The sequence below is a fragment of the Rivularia sp. UHCC 0363 genome (assembly GCF_034931125.1).
Classification (GTDB): domain Bacteria; phylum Cyanobacteriota; class Cyanobacteriia; order Cyanobacteriales; family Nostocaceae; genus Rivularia.
Genome location: NZ_JAYGHM010000083.1, coordinates 14588 through 33787 on the forward strand (window position 1 = coordinate 14588; position 19200 = coordinate 33787).

Consider the following 19200-nt stretch of genomic DNA (forward strand, 5'->3'; position numbering starts at 1 on the left):
TCAAATCTAAAATCTAAAATCTAAAATCTAAAATTATTTTCATGAAGTATTCTTTAGCAGCAAATCCATCCCAAGCACGTAGAACAAAGCAAGAATTCGCCAAACCTGACGAACAATTATCTTATGAGTTGGGTAAAGCCGTACAGGAACTACCGCCACTTTATACTAGATTATTAGCGGGAACTATCAGCGCGATTATTTTTGGTTCAATTACTTGGGCTTATTTCTCGAAAGTTGAAGAAGTTGCGAGTGCATCGGGAAAAATAATTGCCTCCACCGAAGTTAGACCGATAACATCTTTAGGTAATGGGTCAATTGTCGGAGTAAATGTTAAGGAAGGCGATCAAGTAGAAAGAGGTGAAGTCTTAATTCAACGTGACCCAGATTTACAACAAGCTGACGTTGCTCGTTTAGCAAAAAATGCTGGTTTGATACGAGAAGATTTGCGTCGTTTGGATGCTGAACGTACTGGTGTTAAGACAGCAGGTAATAAATTACAAGATGAACTGTTACTATCTCGCTTGCAAGATTATCAAGCACGTCAAGCTGCTGCGGAAGCCGAAGCAAATCGTCAAGCAGCGCTTGTGGAACAAGCAAAGGTACGTTTAACTCGTTTAAAAGAAAACTTTGTTAATGCTAAAACCAGTTTTAATAATGCCAAAACAAATCTGAAAAATGCTCAAGAACTTCGCGAGCAAGTTGGAAGTGGTGTAGCGTTAGCGAAAACGAGAGAGAACAGTTTACGCGGATTAACTAAAGAAGGTGCAGTACCCAGACTTGATTATTTAGATGCAAAAGATCGACTTAATCGTGCTAATGCGGAAATAACCAGGGCTGGAGATCAAATAGTTAATGCTGATAATAATGTAACTGAAGCCCAAGATAAAGTTACATCTTTAGAGAAAGATATAGCGGCTCAACAGCAAGAAATTAGTCAAGCGCGATCGGCTTTTGAAGCAGCTCAAAGTCAAGCGCAACGTTTAGCTTCAGAACGTCAAAGTGAAATTTTGACTCAAATCAACAAGCGTAAAGAAGAATTGGCCAATATTGTCGGTCAATTAGAGCAAGCTAAAAAACAGCAACAATTAGAAACTATCAAGTCTCCAGTTTCTGGAATAGTTTACGATGTCAAAGCAAGTAAAGGTCCCGTACAAGCAGGGGAACCATTGCTCTCAATTTTGCCCCAAGGAGAAGAATTATTATTAGAAGTAAAAGTTCTCAACCGTGATATTGGCTTCGTTCGTCAAGGAATGAAAGCGAAAGTGAAAATGGCAACTTTTCCTTTTCAAGAATTTGGGACTATTCCCGGTGAGGTAGTACGTATTAGCCCTAATGCGATAGTAGATGAAAAATTAGGATTGATATTTCCTACCACAATTAAACTGAGTAAAAAATCAGTTGTATTGCGTGACAAAGAAGTAATATTTACGCCCGGAATGGTCGCAAATGCTGAAATTGTAACCCGTAAAAAGTCAGTTTTGACATTCATCGTTGAGCCAGTGACGCGACGATTTAGTGAAGCGTTTTCTGTAAGATAGGAATGGGGAATGGGTAATGGGTAATGGGTAATAGGGAGACAAATAATTCTTAACTCCTAACTCCTAACTCCTAACTCCTAATTCCTAACTCCTAACTCCTAACTCCTAATTCCTAACTCCAAATTCCTAACTCCTAACTCTCAATCCAAAATCCAAAATCCAAAATCCAAAATCTAAAATCCAAAATGCTTAAACTCCTTTATACTTCAAAACAAAAATTACACCGATCAACCCAACTAAAAGTACTATCCAAGCTCCAGAGGCAATTTTAGTTAGCTTTCTAGCTTTGATATTTTGCCACCAACCCGCAGGACGTAAATCTTGAAGTAAAAGAGTAGCGATCGCTGCTAAGTTTAAACTAGCAATGTTGGCAATTAATAATAGCATTGCTCCTAATGCGGGTTGCCATTCACCGGAACCCATCAACATTCCCCAGGTGACAAGAGGTGGTAGTAAAGCGACTGAAACCATTACTCCGACAACTGAACTGATTTCACCAGCAGTCAAGGAAATCGCAGCAGCAGCACCGGAAGCAAGAGCAACAACAATATCAGCTAAAGTTAGTTTGGTGCGGACAGCTATTTCCGGCAATTCTGGACTTATGGGATACAGCAAACCGATCAAAATTGAAAAAGTAATTGGGATCAAAACTCCAATTGCACCAACTCTCATAGTTCGTACAGCTAAAGTAAAATCTCCCAAAATAGTGGCTACAGCTAATGCCATATTTGGCTTAAGTAATGGCGCTATTACCATTGCACCAATTATTACCGCTTCACTACCACGCACTAAACCAATAGCAGCAATACTAGAAGATAATAATAATAAAGAAATCTGCGTCCACGAGAAATGAATGCTTGAAGCTACATTTGTATAAATTTCTTCACGATTAATCCGATTTGGTGAGTCTGGTAAACCAACTGAATTTTCAGATGATTCGAGTCGAGGTAAAGAAGCTTCTACTGGTAATAGCAGCAATCGGAAGTCTTCTACATCCTTAAACTGATCAACTAAACAATCAATTAGCGGTTCGACTTCTCCCGAAGACAGAACTATTTTAAACTCCAACTGATTATTTTCTAATTTTTTTTGCCAAATTCCCTTATGAGAATATTCTGCCATTAACTCTTCAAATAATTTACCTTTTTCTTGTGGTAAATAAACCTCAACTAAGCGTAAATTCATGTACGGCGTTTTGGGGATAGTTTTTAGTAATAATTATTTAGCGTAGCCGATTACCACTAGAAAAGCTTGTCTTCCATGTAACGCTGCTGGTATGAAGTTTAAACTATTCTTTACTCCCTATTCCCTACTCCCTATTCCCTACTCCCTATTCCCTTAATTGTATTGCAGCAAAATATCACTATCTTCAAGCATACTTTCAATATTACTACTGAAAATTTGGTTATTTTTATTTCCTAAAGTATTCTGTTGATAATTCAGAAACTGCGATTCAATATACGATTTTACAGAGTTATCAATATTTGGGCTTGGGGATAGATTGAAAGTTGTCACATTGATGCTATTAAAGATTGTACTAATTTTACTCGTATATCCACTATCAACATCAAAAGCTTTACTATTAATCAAATCAGTAGAATCGAATTTTATAGTTATAGTTTGGACATTGTTGCTAGCTGTTTCTTCCAGAACCTGACGTATTTGCTTACTATCAAGATTAGGATTAGCGCTTAACATTAAAGCTACAACTCCCGCAATGTGAGGAGTTGCCATAGATGTACCGCTATAAGAAGCATACTTATTATTTGGAAGTGTAGAGTAAATATCTACTCCTGGAGCGGTTACGTATGTCAAAGGTTCCGAACCAGCACGGTTAGAAAAGGAAGCCAGATTTTTTTGTTCATCTATAGCTCCTACAGCAATTCCATATTTTTCTGCGTAACGAGCCGGATAAAGTGGTGTATCACCACCACTATTTCCTGCTGCCATGACTACGGTTACTCCTTTATCGCTAGCATATTTTACGGCTTTTTCTATACCGAAGCTTGGAAAAGAACCACCCAGTGAAAGATTAATTACATCCGCTCCATTATCTACAGCATAGTAAATACCATCAGCAACCGCAGTGTTAGAGCCAGATCCAGAATCATCTAAAACTTTGACTGGCATTATTTGAGCATCGTAAGCAATACCAGTTACACCAATATCATTTTTTGTTCCAGCTATAGTACCGGAAACGTGGGAACCGTGTCCGTCTACATCTATAGTATTGTTATTATTTCCGTCAAAGTTCCAGCCATAAACATCATCTATATAACCGTTACCATCATCATCTTTACCGTTATCAGCAATCTCACCCTTATTTGTCCAAATATTGTTTCTCAAATCATCATGATTGCGATCAACACCAGTATCTAACACCGCAACTACCACACCCTGACCTGTATATCCTCGGTTCCATGCTTCCGGAGCTTTCACAGCATCAGCACCCCAATTTTTACCTCCGAGATCGGGAACATTAGCAAATGTGTCTTCCCCAATCACTTTCGCTACTGCTGCTCCTGCATTTGCCAGACCGTAACCATTTTCAGAACTGTATCCTCTATTTAAAGCATTAAAATTTGTCTTGCTATCAGATGTCGATTCTTCAGAAGTTTTGACTATTACATTATTAGAATCAAAACTACTACGATTTAATTGGCTGAAATTATCTTGTTGAACATGGATATTTAACTCGTCTATTGAAATGATAGCAGCAGTATTTTTTTCAGGAAACAAATTGCGATCGCTATTATTTTGCATATTTTTATACCTTAATTAAGTAGGTCAGCGTTAAAAATCACAGTTATGAAAAGGGAATAGGGGAAGGGTTTTGTTGACGCACAAGCGTCTTCTCTTTGAGAGCTTAATTTACATTCTGTTACATAGTTTGATTTATTTCTACTAACCCACTTAGATGAATATTTATTTCAATGACAGCGTGGTTAATAAAACTTCTGAAAAAACGGGTTCTAAGCTGAGAAAATATTCTGATTACATATAATTACTATGAAATTAAGTTTTAAATTGCCAATTATTTAACAGTAAGTTTTATTGCAGATGATTTTATTAATATAATTTTTTTATGTAGGCAAGATAAGTTTAATTTAGAATATTTGTTAATTATCAAAATGTATCTTCTAAACTTTTTTATCAAAAAAAAAGATGCATTACAACATTAGCCGTAACACATCTTATTTATGAATAATCCTGTTAGATATAGCGGTTTTCAGATGAATATAATAGAAAATTAACCTCACCCCCATCCCCTCTCCTTGGTAAGGAGAGGGGTGCCGAGGTTCCCCGAAGTATATTGCACTCAGACAAAAAGGGCTATATATTACGTAGAAACTATATTAGTAATTGTAGAATCCCAATAGCTAAAGTTTTTACTAATATCATCCCAACTGAGTTCCAAAGTTCGAGATTTTAAAGCAGTATTATCAGTACTCCAAGGATTCAACAAAGTAAATTTCTGAGTCGTAGCATTATAATCGATTAAAGCGTAAGCATGAGAAGCAACAATATTTGGTTGGACTCCACTAGATTTTGAACCAAATCCGATAATTTCACCAGAACTAAAAGCATTAACTACTGTATTAAAGTTAAGTATTCTACCTAAAGCAGATTTTTTCCCAGTAATATGCGCGAATGCATCACTCAAATAACCAGCATTACCAATACCATTGTATGAATTAGTATTATCTTGATTAATCCATCCAGATTCATTTAGTTGAGCGTAAGCTTTTTCTGCGAGCATAACCCACAATTCATTATTAGCATTTCCATAATAATTTCCGGCATTTGCATATACGAAATTACCGATATTATTAGTTGGTAAATATCTGTCTACGGTTACATAATCGGCGACTCCTTTATTGTAGAAACGGACAGTAAAAGTACCATCTCCATTATCAATAAACATATTTTGGATAATATCTGGTGACTGGACGATGGTTGCACTCAAACCCGCCAAGAAGAAACAGTCATTGATATAGCCTTGCTTGATATCATCATGACTTATACCATTTTGGAACAAAGAACCTTGTGCATATTGATAGGTGTGAATCGTTGTCGGACGTTCGCTTGCTGAAAACCACTTGTTTATCAGTTGGTCTAATTGAACATCGCTACTTCCAGCCTGTAAGTTACCCGATTTATTAGCAAGATCGCCGCTAACTACTTTATTTGATAAAACTCTTACATAATCTGCCATTCCTAAGTAAGAAGCATTGCTAATTATCGTGCGTAAATCATTGATTTCGATCGCATCGACAACACCGTTATCTTTTGCATCTCGAAGAATGGCGATCGCATCGTTACGATCTAATGTATTGTCTGAAAATAACGACCTGCTTAATGCACGTATGTTTGCATCTTGAATGTTCTGCTCAAACCAATCTGTAACATTGAAGTCGGTTAATAGAGCATCTCCAGAAGCACCGGCTTGATCGTAAGCGATCGCCTTAAGTTGATAATTACCCGCTGTTAAATTGCTAATGCTGTAATTAAAACCGATGGAAGCGTCCTGATTTTGATAGAAGTTGAGAGCGTCTGGAATATCAATCCATTCATTACCCTCTTTCTTCAATTGAAAATCAACTCTTTCCAGATCATCTATACCGTTTTCATCAAATACTTTTGTATCAACAAGCTGGATTCCTCCATTTATTTGCTGGACTTTAAAGCCTAGTTGAGTGGGTGCTGTATTCTCTATTGTGAAAGACTTTTGCCAAATCGCGCTGTAATCATTTGCGCGATCGCCAGTTATTGCCCATAACTCATAATTACCTTTTACCAGGGAATCGATACTATAGTCAAAGCTGAAGGAACCGTCTTGGTTACTGCGAAATTCAACCGCATCGGCTATGTCAGTAAAATCTCCACTATCTTTTTTCAACCAAAAGTCAACTCTGCTTAAATCATTAATACCGTTAGCATCGAATACTTTAGTATCTGTAAGACGGATACCACGTCCAATAGTTTCGATTTCAAACTGTAAATCTGTTGGTGCAGCATTGTTAACTTGGAAGTAGGTTTTTAAGGTATCTCCATTAGCACCGGCTTTATCGTATGCTGTTGCTTTAAGCTCGTAATTACCTTGTTCTAAACCGCTGATACTGTAGTCAAAACTAGCGGAACCATCCTGATTTTTTTGGAAATCAACAGCATCTTGAATACCAACCCAATCACCACCCTCCTTTTTTAGTTGAAAATCAACCCTTTCCAGGTCATTTATACCGTTTGCATCAAATACCTTGGTATTAGTAAGGTTGATTCCTCCACTAATTTGCGCGATACTAAAGCCCAGTTTTGTCGGAGCGACGTTAACAATGTTTTGAACGCTAAAAGATTCTTTCCAACCATTGCTGATAGCACCAAATTTATCGGTAGCTCTACCATATATATCGTATTTCCCTTCTTCAAGATTACTGATATCGTAGTTAAAGCCGATTGAACCATCAGTGTTTCCATTAAATTCAGATACCTTGCCAAATTTCTTCCAGCTTTCACCCTGTTTTCTCAGCCAAAAATCAACTGTTCGTATATCATTTGCTCCATTACTATCGAAAACTTTGGTATCTGTAAGACGTACCCCACCTCCAATTGCTTCTGTATTAAATTGAAATACTTCTGGTATATAGTTGCTTCTAACTTTCAACGTGTAAGAGGTACCAGTATCACCCTCTTGATGTACCTGAATATGATATGTACCTACATCTAAAGATTTATTTATTGTTTCATTTCCGATACCACCGATAGAAGAATGTGCAATTTCTGAACCATTATAGTTAAGTAGTCGGACATCCACGTTATCCGATAAGTTACTTAATACAAGGTTAAAACTACTACGACTGTCTAATTTAAAAGTATAGTAATCATCAGTATTATCTAAGCCAACTCTATCTTTTATGGTTTGCCACTGCTGCTTAGTATCTAAAGGAGTTGAAGAACTGAGTAAGCTCCCCCCATTATCTATCGGCATAATATATAGTTATTTTTTATCTAAATGTAAGTCGCACCTCGCATACAAAGCAGCAAGGTAAAGATTTTATATTGGTTTGTAAATTTTCCTATCTTTTTGATAGGAACTTCTATAGTGCTATCTACATTCCCAAATAACCAGGGAAAAATTACGTATTAATTAAATCTAAAGAAACGGTGTATCTCACTTAAAGCAAAGAATTTTACCTACAAAAAAGATACAAGGAACAAAATTAACTCAAATATCTTCAGTATTCATCCAATGCTTTATAAAGTTATTTAAAAGCGATCAAATATTTTTGCAACTGTCACCTTTAAAGCTAGAAATCTTTGTAGGCAAGCTTTTTAGCAAAAAAATACTTTAAATTTCAATATACATTCCGTAAAAAATAATACTTTATAAAGTAAAAAACACAATATTTTTAGTTAGTTAAGTCTAGTAGTGCAACTATAGTACCTAAGTAGGTGTAGACAAATATAAGACATTCTATTTTCAAAAATTTATCAAGCGATTAGTATTAATACAAAAATTTTTCTATTTTCAACAAAAATAAACTAAATCCGGAATAAATAGAAGATTTTCTAATTTTGTTAAATTAAAGTAGAGACGTAGCACTGCTACGTCTCCAATAATGTGAAATTATCACTTTATATTTAATCGCCCTCACTCTGGCTATGGTGGGGCTACCCAAACAAAGCCTACCTGCGTAGGCTGAATTCGGCACATCTTTATACAGAAACGGTATTAGCCACCTATAGATGCGACACCTTTTCAAATCTCAATGACCTGCGGGCTTTTCCTCTCAGCTTTTAAAAGACTAGGTTTCCATGCTCATGCGAGAACTCTATGAAGTATGTATATATTCGATTTGATTTCTGCGAGCCGCACACTCGTGACTTCTAGTCATGAGTTAGGCGCTCCACCCATCTGTTAAAATTATCATATAGCGAAAACCAAGCTAAATCTGAACCACGACAACTGAAGATATGGGGTTCTACTAGGAAATAGATATTTTTATCGATCCTCTAGTGGGTAAAATCTTTAAGGTACAGAGGTTAAACATACTTAGAGTTTTTAGGTACTTGTTTAAAAGTCGCCGTCGGTGCGCCGGAGACTTTAAAAACGCTTGTGGAGAACTTGTAAGACCTGGAGCAATTCAGGCACAGATCGTTGAAGCAAGAATCACGCGACTTCAAGTCGCGTGAGGTTCAATTCTAAGACGACTTAAGCAAAACCCCTTGCAATAGCTAAAGCCCTTCGCACAGCGCCATCTGCATTAATAAATCCGTTACCGTAAACGGTGTCATATCCTGGATTACCCAAATCATAGGCTGTCTCGGAAACAATTGCCTTTATCTGCGTCGCACTAAGATTGGGATTAACGCTCCATACTAATGAAGCAACACCAGAAACGTTAGCTGTAGAAGCCGAAGTTCCATTGAAGTTTTCGTTATAACTAAAATCAAAGCTACCCGAAGCATTCCGATTTGCACTGCTAGTAATAAACTCAGATGGAGCAGTCACCGTTAAACCATCACCACGATTGGAACCCCACCAATTTGCATAGGAAATTCGTTCCCCTGGGGTTTTTGCGTTACCGTAATAATCTTTAGTTCCCCAAGATGAACCGACTGCGACAACATTACCGTATTTCCCCGCTAAATCTGCGGGACTAGCAATAGTGTTACTATCACCATTACCAGCAGCAATTACAAATAAAGCTGTATTCTGATTGCTTGCGATTAATTGTTCAAATTCTGTTGAATACCCACCAGCCAAACTGATATTAACGACCAGACGTTTACCTTGAGCGTTGGCTTTGTCGATCATTGCTTGGGTTGCAGTCGCTAGATTGTAATCGGGAGCATTACTACCAACAACATCGATGTGCATCAAATCAGACTTCCAGTTAATTCCAGCCCCTCCAATTCCGTTATTACTTGCAGCAGCAATAGTTCCTTGTACTGAAGTCCCGTGAGAAGAATTACCCCACTCATCTAGATAGTTATTACCAATAAAAGTAGTACTGCGTAAATCTGGATGAATATTACCGCTACTATCAGTTCCCAGACCCGTATCTTGAATACCAATCATGACATTATCGGAACCAGTTGTGAAGCGCCATGCATTCTGAACACCCATTGAATGCAGGTTCCACTGTTGGTTAAATAAAGGATCGTTAGGATTTACTGATAAATTAATCGTAGTGTCGGCAAATTTGATCGCATCAATACCTTCAAATAAAATTTCGCTACCATCAGTAAACGTTACAGCATCAAATATTCGAGTACCATTTCCCGAATTATAGGCTACACCACCATTGGGACTATTCGCATAATTCAATACAACCGCAGATGAAGCAAAATATGATAGATCCAGTAAATCCCGCGCTCCACTACCATAATCAAAGTTACCGTTACCTGAAAAAATTGTTCGACTGTTACCCGGTTGGAATGTAAAGGTATCAGCCCTCAAAGTTCCAGCTTGAGTGTACGTAGTCTGGGGGATAGGAACGGAAGTCGGAATCGGAGCGCTGGTTGCTTCCGAAGCACCTGTTGCAATATTGACAGATGTAGGAATTGGCTGGGTATCGCTCAAATTAGGAATTATTTGAGCTAGAGATGCGGATAAATTGAGATTATAGAAAGTCTCGCTGTTGTTATAGGAATTTACTTCTACATAGTAAGTCCCGGCTACTAAAGTTTTGGCGATCGCTTCATTTAAGGTACCAATATTAACTGAGCTAGCAAGAATGTTTCCTTGACTCGACAGCAACCGCAAATCAGCATCAGCACTCAAACCATCAACGACTATATTCAAGTCACTGGTATTGCCAAGATTAAATTTGTAATAGTCCTTGGAATCTAATTTACCTACCCAATCGCTAATACTTTTCGTCTGAGAATCTACAGCAACTTCGCGAGCATCCTTAAAAGTGTTTCCCGCACTGTCGAATGGTACTGATGAAACTGTTAAACGATAGTCGGTTTGGATATTGCCGTAGGGATAAACCTCAATATAGTAAGTACCTTTCGCTAAATCCGTGCGAATGGATTCGGCTAACTTACCTGCATTGTTGGAATAGGCAATTATTTCGTCTTTCTCAAATCTCCCATTTCCATTGTTATCCCGAAGCAGCTTGACATCCGCATCTGCACTTAAACCATCAAGAGTCAAGTCAAAACTACTACGACCTTTAAAATCAAAGCTGTATAAATCATTTGCTTCAAGACTACTGACTGTATCAGTAAAAGCTTGAGAACTAGTGTTAATACTTAAATGCGTTGCTGAATTTAGTAATCTCGGCGCACTTTCTGGCATATTTTTGGAATCCGAAAAAACGGTATTTATTAACTCAATATCTATAAGTACTCTTTTTCAATGTCAAAAAAGAAACCATGTGCTTACTTTAACCTTAAAACTACAATAAATTTACTTAATCTTCATCAAAGCTTTTAATTTGAAAAATTGTCTGTCTGTAGAAAAAATGCAAGTTTTCCTCTACATAAAAAAATTATAGTGTACTTTTATAGTTAAGTGGTTTTTCTCATCTAAACTAATTTACTGCTTATCTTTAGGTATTACTAAAATATGAAATGTACTTACAATAAGTCAAGGTTTATGTTGCCCTGAGTAAAACCTATAGGCAAAAAAACTATGTGTAATTTAAACGTTCGCTTAACGCTTTCCCGGATTATTCTGGATAATACTTTGTAATCCTATGCTCCCCAGGCAAAAAAAACTATTCTTAAAATAATTGATATAACAGAGAACTTCTTTTATTCGATGCAGTTATTTGCTGTATGATTTAAAATAAAAGTTATTGGAGATGTACGAAAAGAATAATATTCTTGAATAGAAAAATACACTGTTTTTTTTTAATGGTATTCAAAAAAGGGAGATACTTAGTTAATTGATCGGCTTGTTGAAATGGCGATTAGCCTCACCCTTACAGATGAACGCAATGAATAATTTTCCCAAACAATAAATTCAGCCTTATCCGTAGTAGTTTTGAATCTCCACTTCAAAATAAACAGCAGTGCTACTAAGTTAGGCGATCGACGAATACGGATTAATTGACATTCTGCCCACATCTAAAGGCTACATCCCCTTTTGCAGCAAAGAATTTCAGTAATCGCAAATATTGTATTGGCTTAAGTCCCGTTAATTGCAATACTTGTGGTGTGACGAAAACATTGGTGGAAAATAGCTGATGCTGTCTTTATACGATTTTCCTAATACTTGGTTGGTAGCAATAGGATTGAATACCGTACTCTTAGGTATAGTTTGGCTAGTACCGAAAAAACTGCTGACTCCTGCTGGAATATTTAATGCTTGGTTGTTGGGTGTATTGATTTTGGCAACCCTCGGCTGGTCTGGGTATGCAGTAGTTTGTGTTTATTTTGTAGTTGGTTCGGCTGTAACCCGCATCGGGATGGCTCAGAAAGAAGCCGAAGGAATTGCAGAAAAGCGTTCCGGTGCTAGGGGCCCGGAAAATGTTTGGGGTTCGGCTTTTACTGCGGCTTTGTGCGCTGTGGGAATAGGAATTATTGATGGGTTGGCTAGCGACGACCTGATGCTGCGTTCTTTACTATTATTAGGCTATGTCGCGAGTTTCTGTACCAAGCTTTCCGATACTTGTGCGAGTGAAGTTGGCAAAGCTTATGGTAAACGTACTTTTTTGATTACGACTTTGCAACCAGTACCGCGAGGTAGCGAAGGAGCTGTCAGTCTTGAAGGAACTTTAGCTGGAATCTTCGCCTCAGTGGTGCTGGCTATGCTGGGCTTACTTCTGGGTTTAATTGATGTGTGGGGTGTTATATGGTGTGTGCTGGCGGCATTCATTGCCACTAATATAGAAAGCGTAATTGGAGCGACTTTGCAATCCCGATGGCAGTGGCTGACTAATGAATTAGTTAATGTTCTCAACACTTTGATAGGAGCTGCTGCTGCGATGCTATTTGCCTGGATGCGAGCAAATATTATTTAGAATATAATGTTTTCTTAAATACAAGTTGTTTAAGTTTCAGTAAATTATAAGTATTTATACGCAACAACTATCAATGATTGTTGAGATATGACTGTAAAACAACTTGGCATTACAGTAGCATTGTCCTTATTAAGTGTCAGTTGAATGCGATTTGTTTCGATTTTATCACTGTATATTTTTTAAGGTAAATTCTAAGTACTCACTTTATGGAATCTTCATCATTTTTAACTGTTGATGACCGATTAATTTCAGTTCAGCAAGCAGTACAACACCTACAAATTAGTGGAAAACTAGGTCAGTTTATTCGGGATATTCTGCGTCAAGATGTAATTGAGCAAGAGATTGCAGCGAGAGTTGAAACAGAACTTTCTCCAGCTTTAACCGAACAAGCAATTATTGATTTTCGGCTCAAAAATGAACTTAGCGACCCCCAAAAGTTTCAGGATTGGTTGAATAATAGCGGTACCGATTATGATACGTTTCACGCTACAGTTGCTTTTGGGTTTAAATTAGAAAAGCTTAAAAGCGCGATCACTGACCCGAAGTTAGCAGAATATTTTATTGAAAGAAAGATTTTTTTGGATAGAGTGGTACTTTCTCGGATTATTGTTGATAATCGGGAGTTAGCCGAGGAGTTGCACACCCAAATTGAAGAAGGAACTAGTTTTGAACAGCTAGCGAGGGAATATTCCTTAGCTGACGACAAGATTGTTAACGGCATGATGGGACCAGTCAGTCGGGGAACAATGCCGGATAAACTGCGAGCTGCTGTAGATATAGCTAGTCCTGGGGATATTTTAGGACCAATTCAACTAGAGGAACGCTATGGATTGTTTCGTTTAGAACAGCTTTTACCAGCATCGTTAGAAGATACTCAACTTAAGCAAGCACTACAAAATGAATTGTTCGAGAAATGGCTAGCAGAGAAAATTCAAAAGCTGACAGTCAAACTACAAGTAAAATAAAGCTTTCAGATCATCAATTTCATCAAGCAACAGTTTTAGATCTAGCTTGGCATCAACCACCTTTATGCTGGTTAAACGCGGAACAACAAACTCTGTTGCAAAACGGATCGTCCATTCTTGATTTTCGTTTAGGAGAGAAAATTTGGGGCCAAGATGCAGATGGTTATCAATTTCTGATCGTTTCTGGAAAAGTCCGTTTGCGTCAAGAAGGAGTAGGCAAGCCTTTAGCCACCTTACAGGCAGGACACTGGTTTGGTGATTTAAATAATTATCCCACAGAATGTAAAGCTGTAGCAGCGAGTAAAGAAGTTTTATTACTGCGTACCGATACAGCATTATGGGCAGAATTATCCACACCGCAAATTGAAGAGTTTTGGGTAAGGGAAGAGACGGAAGGACAAGGAGACAAGGTAATAGAAATTTCTACCCCCATCTCCCCATCCCCCCATCTCCCCATCCCCCCATCTCCTCATCCCCCCATCTCCCCATCCCCCCATCTCCCCATCTCCCTATCCCCTAACCTCTTACTGTCACCCATTTAGCTAATGAGGGGACATTGTTGTTATTCACAATGGTGAGCATATACCATCCTGGAGGTGCGAGGTTACGGTTGGAAGTTAAATCAACAGTAAGAGTATTACCCGTAGTTGAACTAACTGGTACATCTACTAGTCGTTGTTCGGTTTCCAGACCGTGGGTAGTTGCCATCGGTTTGATTAAATTCACCCATTTTATATCCCCAGCTTGAGGTGTTTCGATAGTAAATGATGTTCCCCATTTCGCCGTACTAGGAGCATTACTAATTACGGGTCGCCCTTGTGCAATATAGTCAGGAGAATAAATTTCTATCCGAAACTCTACGGAGCCACGGAAGGGGTTGCCTCCTGCTGTAAGGACTCTACCATCTGGTAACAGTAATGCTACTGAATGATAAACGCGACCGTTGATAATTGGATCTTCTACTTCCGTCCAGGTATCTGTCGCTGGGTCATAAATTTCTGCGGGTAAGTCTGATTTTCCTACGTCCTCGTTTCCACCGCTACCGTTGCAAACAAATACCGTGCGATTGGGTAATATCACGGCGTTGTGATGCATCCGAGAATTATTTAAAGAGGCTGCTGGCTGATAGCTAGGATTGCTTGATTTTAAATCAACTATATTAACTCTGGCAGTTGTACCGTTACCACCACCACCAATAATCATCACCTTTTGGTCTTGGGCTGGTGGGAGCAATACGCTGGCTGCTTGATTTCCATTATTTGCATCTTGCAATCCACCTACAGGCTGTTCTCCGATTGGGTCTGTAAATGTTTTCGGTAATGTGAGAATACGGGGGGAAACTCCTCTATTCCCGCCCAATTGTGCGCCTGCGTAAAACAATTTACCGTTATCTAATAAGTAGATGTGAGCATACTGTTCAATGGGACTAGTACTTTGAGTAAAAGCCCTCCAACCTCTACTAGAAGAATAAAGTTCTGGATTTGAGTTTAAATTGCCGTTTTCATCTAAACCCGATATTGCAAAAATTTGTCCGTTACCAAGAGTAACTAGAGTCGGATACCAGCGACCGGAATTCATGGACTGTCTTTTGATCCATTTCTGTTGGGTAGGACTAAAGAAAAAACTGTCTACCAAACCGAAAAATGGGTCATACCGCAAAGTTCCACCTGCAACTAAAAGGTTTCCCCCAGATAGAAATGCTTGTCCGGCACAAAATACGTCAATAGGATTTCCGTTACTGTCGCGAGGAATTTCCGGTCTGGTGAATGTTCCATTTGTGACATCGTACAAAGCGGAACCTTGCGGAGCATTAAGAATATCGTTTGGATTATTGCCAGAACCACTAAAAAACAAGACTTTTCCCGTGCGTAATAAAGCTGCGTGAACGGGATTAATTGGACAGGTAGATGATACAGACCAAGGCATTTTTTTGTCCCTATTACAAACGTTTATTCACCAATTGGTTTTTCGTAACTACAAAAAACCCAGCTTGTCTTAAACGCAATCAAAAATCTAAATATTTATCGCTTTGTATGAAAGCTTACAATTGTCCTTTTACTAGATAGTATATTTATGTTTCATCTAATACTTCTAAGGCAAAATAAGGCTTCAATAGTTAAACCAAAACCAAGTCGTTTTTGATATCGAGCATAATCTGTATCACGCCGATCAAAATTAGATTTCACGAATACAGGCTTCGATTTTTTTGCTTACATATTTATAGCCATTGAACAAGAAACTATGTAATCAAAATAAACCCGTAAGCCTTAGCTCAACCTTAATTTAAAGTCTATTAATGTAGAATCATATACATTAAGATACACCTACTAAAATGACAGCTTGTCTAACTCTCTTAAGTTTGATTGCACCATTATTTTTATTATTTTGTCTTGCCAATTTGGCATTATTTTACGACCAAAGTAAATTATTTATTAGATTGAAAACTAATTTATAAAATCAATTTATAGCGCATAAAATAGCCATTATAAATCTAATACAAAGATAATTTTTATTAAGTGTTTAAATATTGATAATATTGCGAGAAAGACACAGGGGTTAATTTGTTCGTAAAAGATCGGCCTTGTAGAGACGTAGTACTGCTACGTCTCCCCCCTATCAAATAAGATAATCGAGAATTTGCTGTTTGCTAACGGCGATCGCCATTATCTTTCAAAGTCCCTTTTGCTCTACGATTTTCCAATTTTTGAATATTCGCTTCTATCTAATATCTCATCAAAGCTTAGTCCTAATTCCTTGGCTAAAACAGCGACATACCAAGCAACATCACCTAATTCCGACTTAATTTTCTGACGCGATTCTTCATCGACCACAGAATTTTTATCTCGAATAATTCGCTTGATCAGTTCCGAAACTTCCCCAGTTTCACCCGCTAAGCCGATACATGGATATATCCAATTATTTCCTTTGTTCGGATATATCCCAAATTCAAAAGCCTGCTCCTGATATTTGTCAGCATCCATATTAAAACCACTTTAATTTCTTTTTCAAGTTAGGATTATATGGTTTTTTAGACTTGGATTACCAATTATTTTCCCATCCCCAATTCCTGCTGTAAACGATATAAAATGGTATCCGATTCTACCTCACGCAATATCTCTTCAATTACGTTACTAACGCCTAATTCTCCCCAGGAACAGCCTTTTTTTAAATAGACTTGAGCCGCTTGTCCTACGGAATAAGCACCGTAACCGGCAATACCGGCTTGCGTAACCGCAGTTCCCGCAAATGCAGTAATATTGAGAGGATTTTCAGCATTACTAATGGCGATCGCGCTTTTGCCAAAACCCAAAACAAAACTGCTGCCTAATTCACTTAACAATAAACCACCGGAACTGAATAAAATGGTTTTTAATAGTTTTCCGGCTTCGTAACCCGTCATCGGTAAACCGTAAAGTTGGGATAAGGAGCGAATTAACGCTAAATCTGCCACAATTCCGCCACATATATCTAAAAAAGCAATAGGATTTAACGCTACTGCTAATGCTTTATATTTGGTATATTGCCAAATCAAATCTTCCGCTTGTTTTTCTCGCAGTTCTACTGTTTTCGCTGCAATAGATTCTTCCGCGTATCTTGCTTGTACCAAAGCGTTAAGTGACAAAAGGGAACGTCCTTCACGGTTGAGAATCTTTAAAATTGTTTGTTGAAGTTCTTCTATTTGCGGTGGTGGTGTTTCCCACTCATAATCTTCGCGACCATCAGCATATTCTACTCGGACTTCTATAGGTGCGGGTTCCGCTGCGACCATAACTATTTCATCGGGTTTTAGGGGCTTCGCGGAGCTACCTGCACCTAATTGCTGTAAATTAGCGTAAATTGCGGCTTTATCAGTATCGGGATATAAATCAATTTTATTAAACACCAAAATTAGCGGTTTCTGTGCTTGTCGCAATTTTAGCAGCGCTTCATACTCGATACGGGTAATATCACCGGAGACAACAAATAAAATCAAATCAGCTTGACGGGTAACTTCTCGCGCCATTTGCGCCCTGGATTCTCCCGCAATTTCATCTAAGCCAGGAGTATCGATTAATTCAATTTCTATCTTTACACCGGGATTCCAGCGGATAGAACGGGGGTATTGAGTGACACCATTGAGCGGTCCCGTCTGCAAAATCTTTTGTCCCAACAGCGCATTCAAAACCGCAGACTTACCGCGACTGACCAAGCCAAAAGCGGCGATACAGACCGTATTATAATCAAGTTTATTTAGATTAGCGGTTAAAACCTGAATTTCTGGCTTGACCAAACCCGCTAATTGCGAATCAAATCCCGGCTTACGCAAATTGCCATACCAAGACAATGCCTGTCTGAGACTAGCACGAGCGCGGTTTAAATGGCTTTCTTGTTGGTTTTTCATAGTTCATTATTGGGAATGGGGTATAGGTCAAAGGTTAAAGGTAATAACTTCTTCCTCCTCTCCTAACTTTTAACTCATAACTCATACCTCCTAACTGATAAGGTTTCTTAAAAGGCTTACTTAAGTTGTGTAATTGGTTATTATTGGAGTATTTGTGATTGAGAATAGTTCATCTGGGCTATATATCGGCAATATCAAGGCTAGGAGTACGGTAAATGAAGTCGTCAATCAAAAGCGCTGAGGCAGTTCAAATTATTTCAGAGTTTGCACAAATACAAAACGATCTGATTTGTGCATTTCGCCAGATATATCCCAATGTAAGTAAATCTTTTTCTGTTAATTGTCCCCGCCAAGGTTTATTATCGTTACAAGGGGAAAAATGGACGTTTGATAAACATGGAGTCGGCGTTTATTTTCAATCGGAAAATTCCGATATTATAGTTGATGTTCACGCAGGATTTGTAGACTACCCACAAGCTTTTGATGCGTGGCGACTTGTACAGTATTTTGAATCAAAAGGCATAGAACAGATTTATTATCTTACAGATGTTTTTGATCTTACCAATAAAGCCAATAATGAAGACATTGTGGATGATTTATTAGAACATCTTTTGGAAGATAATATCATTGAGTTTGCTTTCGCTAAACTGAAGTTATATAGATTGAAAAACACATCTACGGATTATAGAGCGAGGATTTTAAGTCAATTATCGCGTTTGCTAAACGAAGGGGATAGGGAATAGGTAATTGCTAATTGGTAATTGCTAATTGAAGATAAAAGCCTGTAGGTTGGGTTAGGCACAACGGCAGATAATAATTGTAAACGAGTAAATTATTGTGGTGCCGTAACCCAACATTTAATTATCGGTATAGCAATTCCAAATAGAAAACGATTGATTTGTAGTGCGTTAGCGCAGCATATCTCTAAAGATATGTATCTTGCGATCTTGTATCGAGCGAGCAAGATGCTCGCACTACGGAAATTAATTGTAATAACTATATCTCAAAATATCTTAGATTTAACAAAATTCCGTTTATACACAAATGCTCTGGTTAGGTTACTTTAATTCATTGATATAGATTTTTGTTGCGAGCAAAATTTTTTTTTCGTATCTAACCCAATTGACAATCTAGTACAGTTGGGCGGAAATAATACTACGATTCAAAATGGCTAAAAAGTAGATAGAATAACCTTTGTTTATAAATGCCTTTTGCCCTGCTGTACTAGTTTTATTCACGAATTTTGTAAGAGCGTAATTCTTGTTCGGAAATGTCATTTGCTGGAACCAATTTGTAGTGTTTTTCCTCCACAACTTTTACCGAAAGGCGATTATTGAAAG

General features: G+C 37.9%; 12 protein-coding genes. 5 read left to right on the forward strand and 7 right to left on the reverse strand.

What is annotated here, in order from left to right; genetic code table 11:
- Window positions 1–41 precede the first annotated feature (41 nt).
- Window positions 42–1538 (forward strand): HlyD family efflux transporter periplasmic adaptor subunit, encoded by a 1497-nt coding sequence (locus VB797_RS30600; protein ID WP_323241544.1) that lies wholly within the window; start codon window positions 42–44, stop codon window positions 1536–1538.
- A 189-nt stretch (window positions 1539–1727) separates the two neighbouring features.
- On the opposite strand, the gene VB797_RS30605 is transcribed toward VB797_RS30600, so the two are convergent.
- From VB797_RS30605 to VB797_RS30620, 4 genes are all read right to left on the reverse strand, one after another.
- The gene (locus VB797_RS30605; RefSeq protein ID WP_323241545.1) at window positions 1728–2723 is read right to left on the reverse strand and encodes a TIGR00341 family protein; all 996 of its coding nucleotides are present in this window, start codon (window positions 2721–2723) and stop codon (window positions 1728–1730) included.
- 153 nt (window positions 2724–2876) lie between these two features.
- Complete coding sequence (locus VB797_RS30610) at window positions 2877–4301, reverse strand: S8 family peptidase (RefSeq protein ID WP_323241546.1); 1425 nt, start codon at window positions 4299–4301, stop codon at window positions 2877–2879.
- Window positions 4302–4878: 577 nt separating this feature from the next.
- Entirely contained in the window at window positions 4879–7524 is a 2646-nt protein-coding gene (locus VB797_RS30615; RefSeq protein ID WP_323241548.1) for a C2 family cysteine protease, read from the reverse strand.
- A gap of 1224 nt (window positions 7525–8748) precedes the next feature.
- Entirely contained in the window at window positions 8749–10845 is a 2097-nt protein-coding gene (locus tag VB797_RS30620) for a S8 family serine peptidase (RefSeq protein ID WP_323241549.1), read from the reverse strand.
- 892 nt (window positions 10846–11737) lie between these two features.
- Here VB797_RS30620 and VB797_RS30625 point away from each other — a divergent pair.
- The 3 genes from VB797_RS30625 to VB797_RS30635 all read left to right on the forward strand — a co-directional run bounded on the left by VB797_RS30625 (window position 11738) and on the right by VB797_RS30635 (window position 14021).
- Window positions 11738–12514 (forward strand): TIGR00297 family protein, encoded by a 777-nt coding sequence (locus VB797_RS30625; RefSeq protein ID WP_323241550.1) that lies wholly within the window; start codon window positions 11738–11740, stop codon window positions 12512–12514.
- A 206-nt stretch (window positions 12515–12720) separates the two neighbouring features.
- The gene (locus VB797_RS30630) at window positions 12721–13479 is read left to right on the forward strand and encodes a peptidylprolyl isomerase (protein WP_323241551.1); all 759 of its coding nucleotides are present in this window, start codon (window positions 12721–12723) and stop codon (window positions 13477–13479) included.
- A complete protein-coding gene (locus VB797_RS30635) occupies window positions 13428–14021 on the forward strand; it encodes a hypothetical protein (RefSeq protein ID WP_323241552.1) in 594 nt (197 codons plus the stop codon). Before VB797_RS30630 ends, VB797_RS30635 begins: the two co-directional genes overlap by 52 nt.
- On the opposite strand, the gene VB797_RS30640 is transcribed toward VB797_RS30635, so the two are convergent.
- The 3 genes from VB797_RS30640 to VB797_RS30650 all read right to left on the reverse strand — a co-directional run bounded on the left by VB797_RS30640 (window position 13996) and on the right by VB797_RS30650 (window position 17860).
- On the reverse strand, window positions 13996–15405 hold the full coding sequence (locus VB797_RS30640) for a galactose oxidase-like domain-containing protein (RefSeq protein ID WP_323241553.1): 1410 nt from the start codon (window positions 15403–15405) through the stop codon (window positions 13996–13998). The genes VB797_RS30635 and VB797_RS30640 overlap by 26 nt on opposite strands.
- A gap of 761 nt (window positions 15406–16166) precedes the next feature.
- On the reverse strand, window positions 16167–16460 hold the full coding sequence (locus VB797_RS30645) for a nucleoside triphosphate pyrophosphohydrolase family protein (RefSeq protein ID WP_323241554.1): 294 nt from the start codon (window positions 16458–16460) through the stop codon (window positions 16167–16169).
- A gap of 65 nt (window positions 16461–16525) precedes the next feature.
- Window positions 16526–17860, reverse strand: coding sequence for a GTP-binding protein (locus tag VB797_RS30650; protein WP_323241556.1), 1335 nt, complete (start codon window positions 17858–17860; stop codon window positions 16526–16528).
- 215 nt (window positions 17861–18075) lie between these two features.
- Here VB797_RS30650 and VB797_RS30655 point away from each other — a divergent pair, with 215 nt between their 5' ends.
- Complete coding sequence (locus VB797_RS30655; protein WP_323241558.1) at window positions 18076–18603, forward strand: DUF6896 domain-containing protein; 528 nt, start codon at window positions 18076–18078, stop codon at window positions 18601–18603.
- Window positions 18604–19200: the final 597 nt, after the last annotated feature.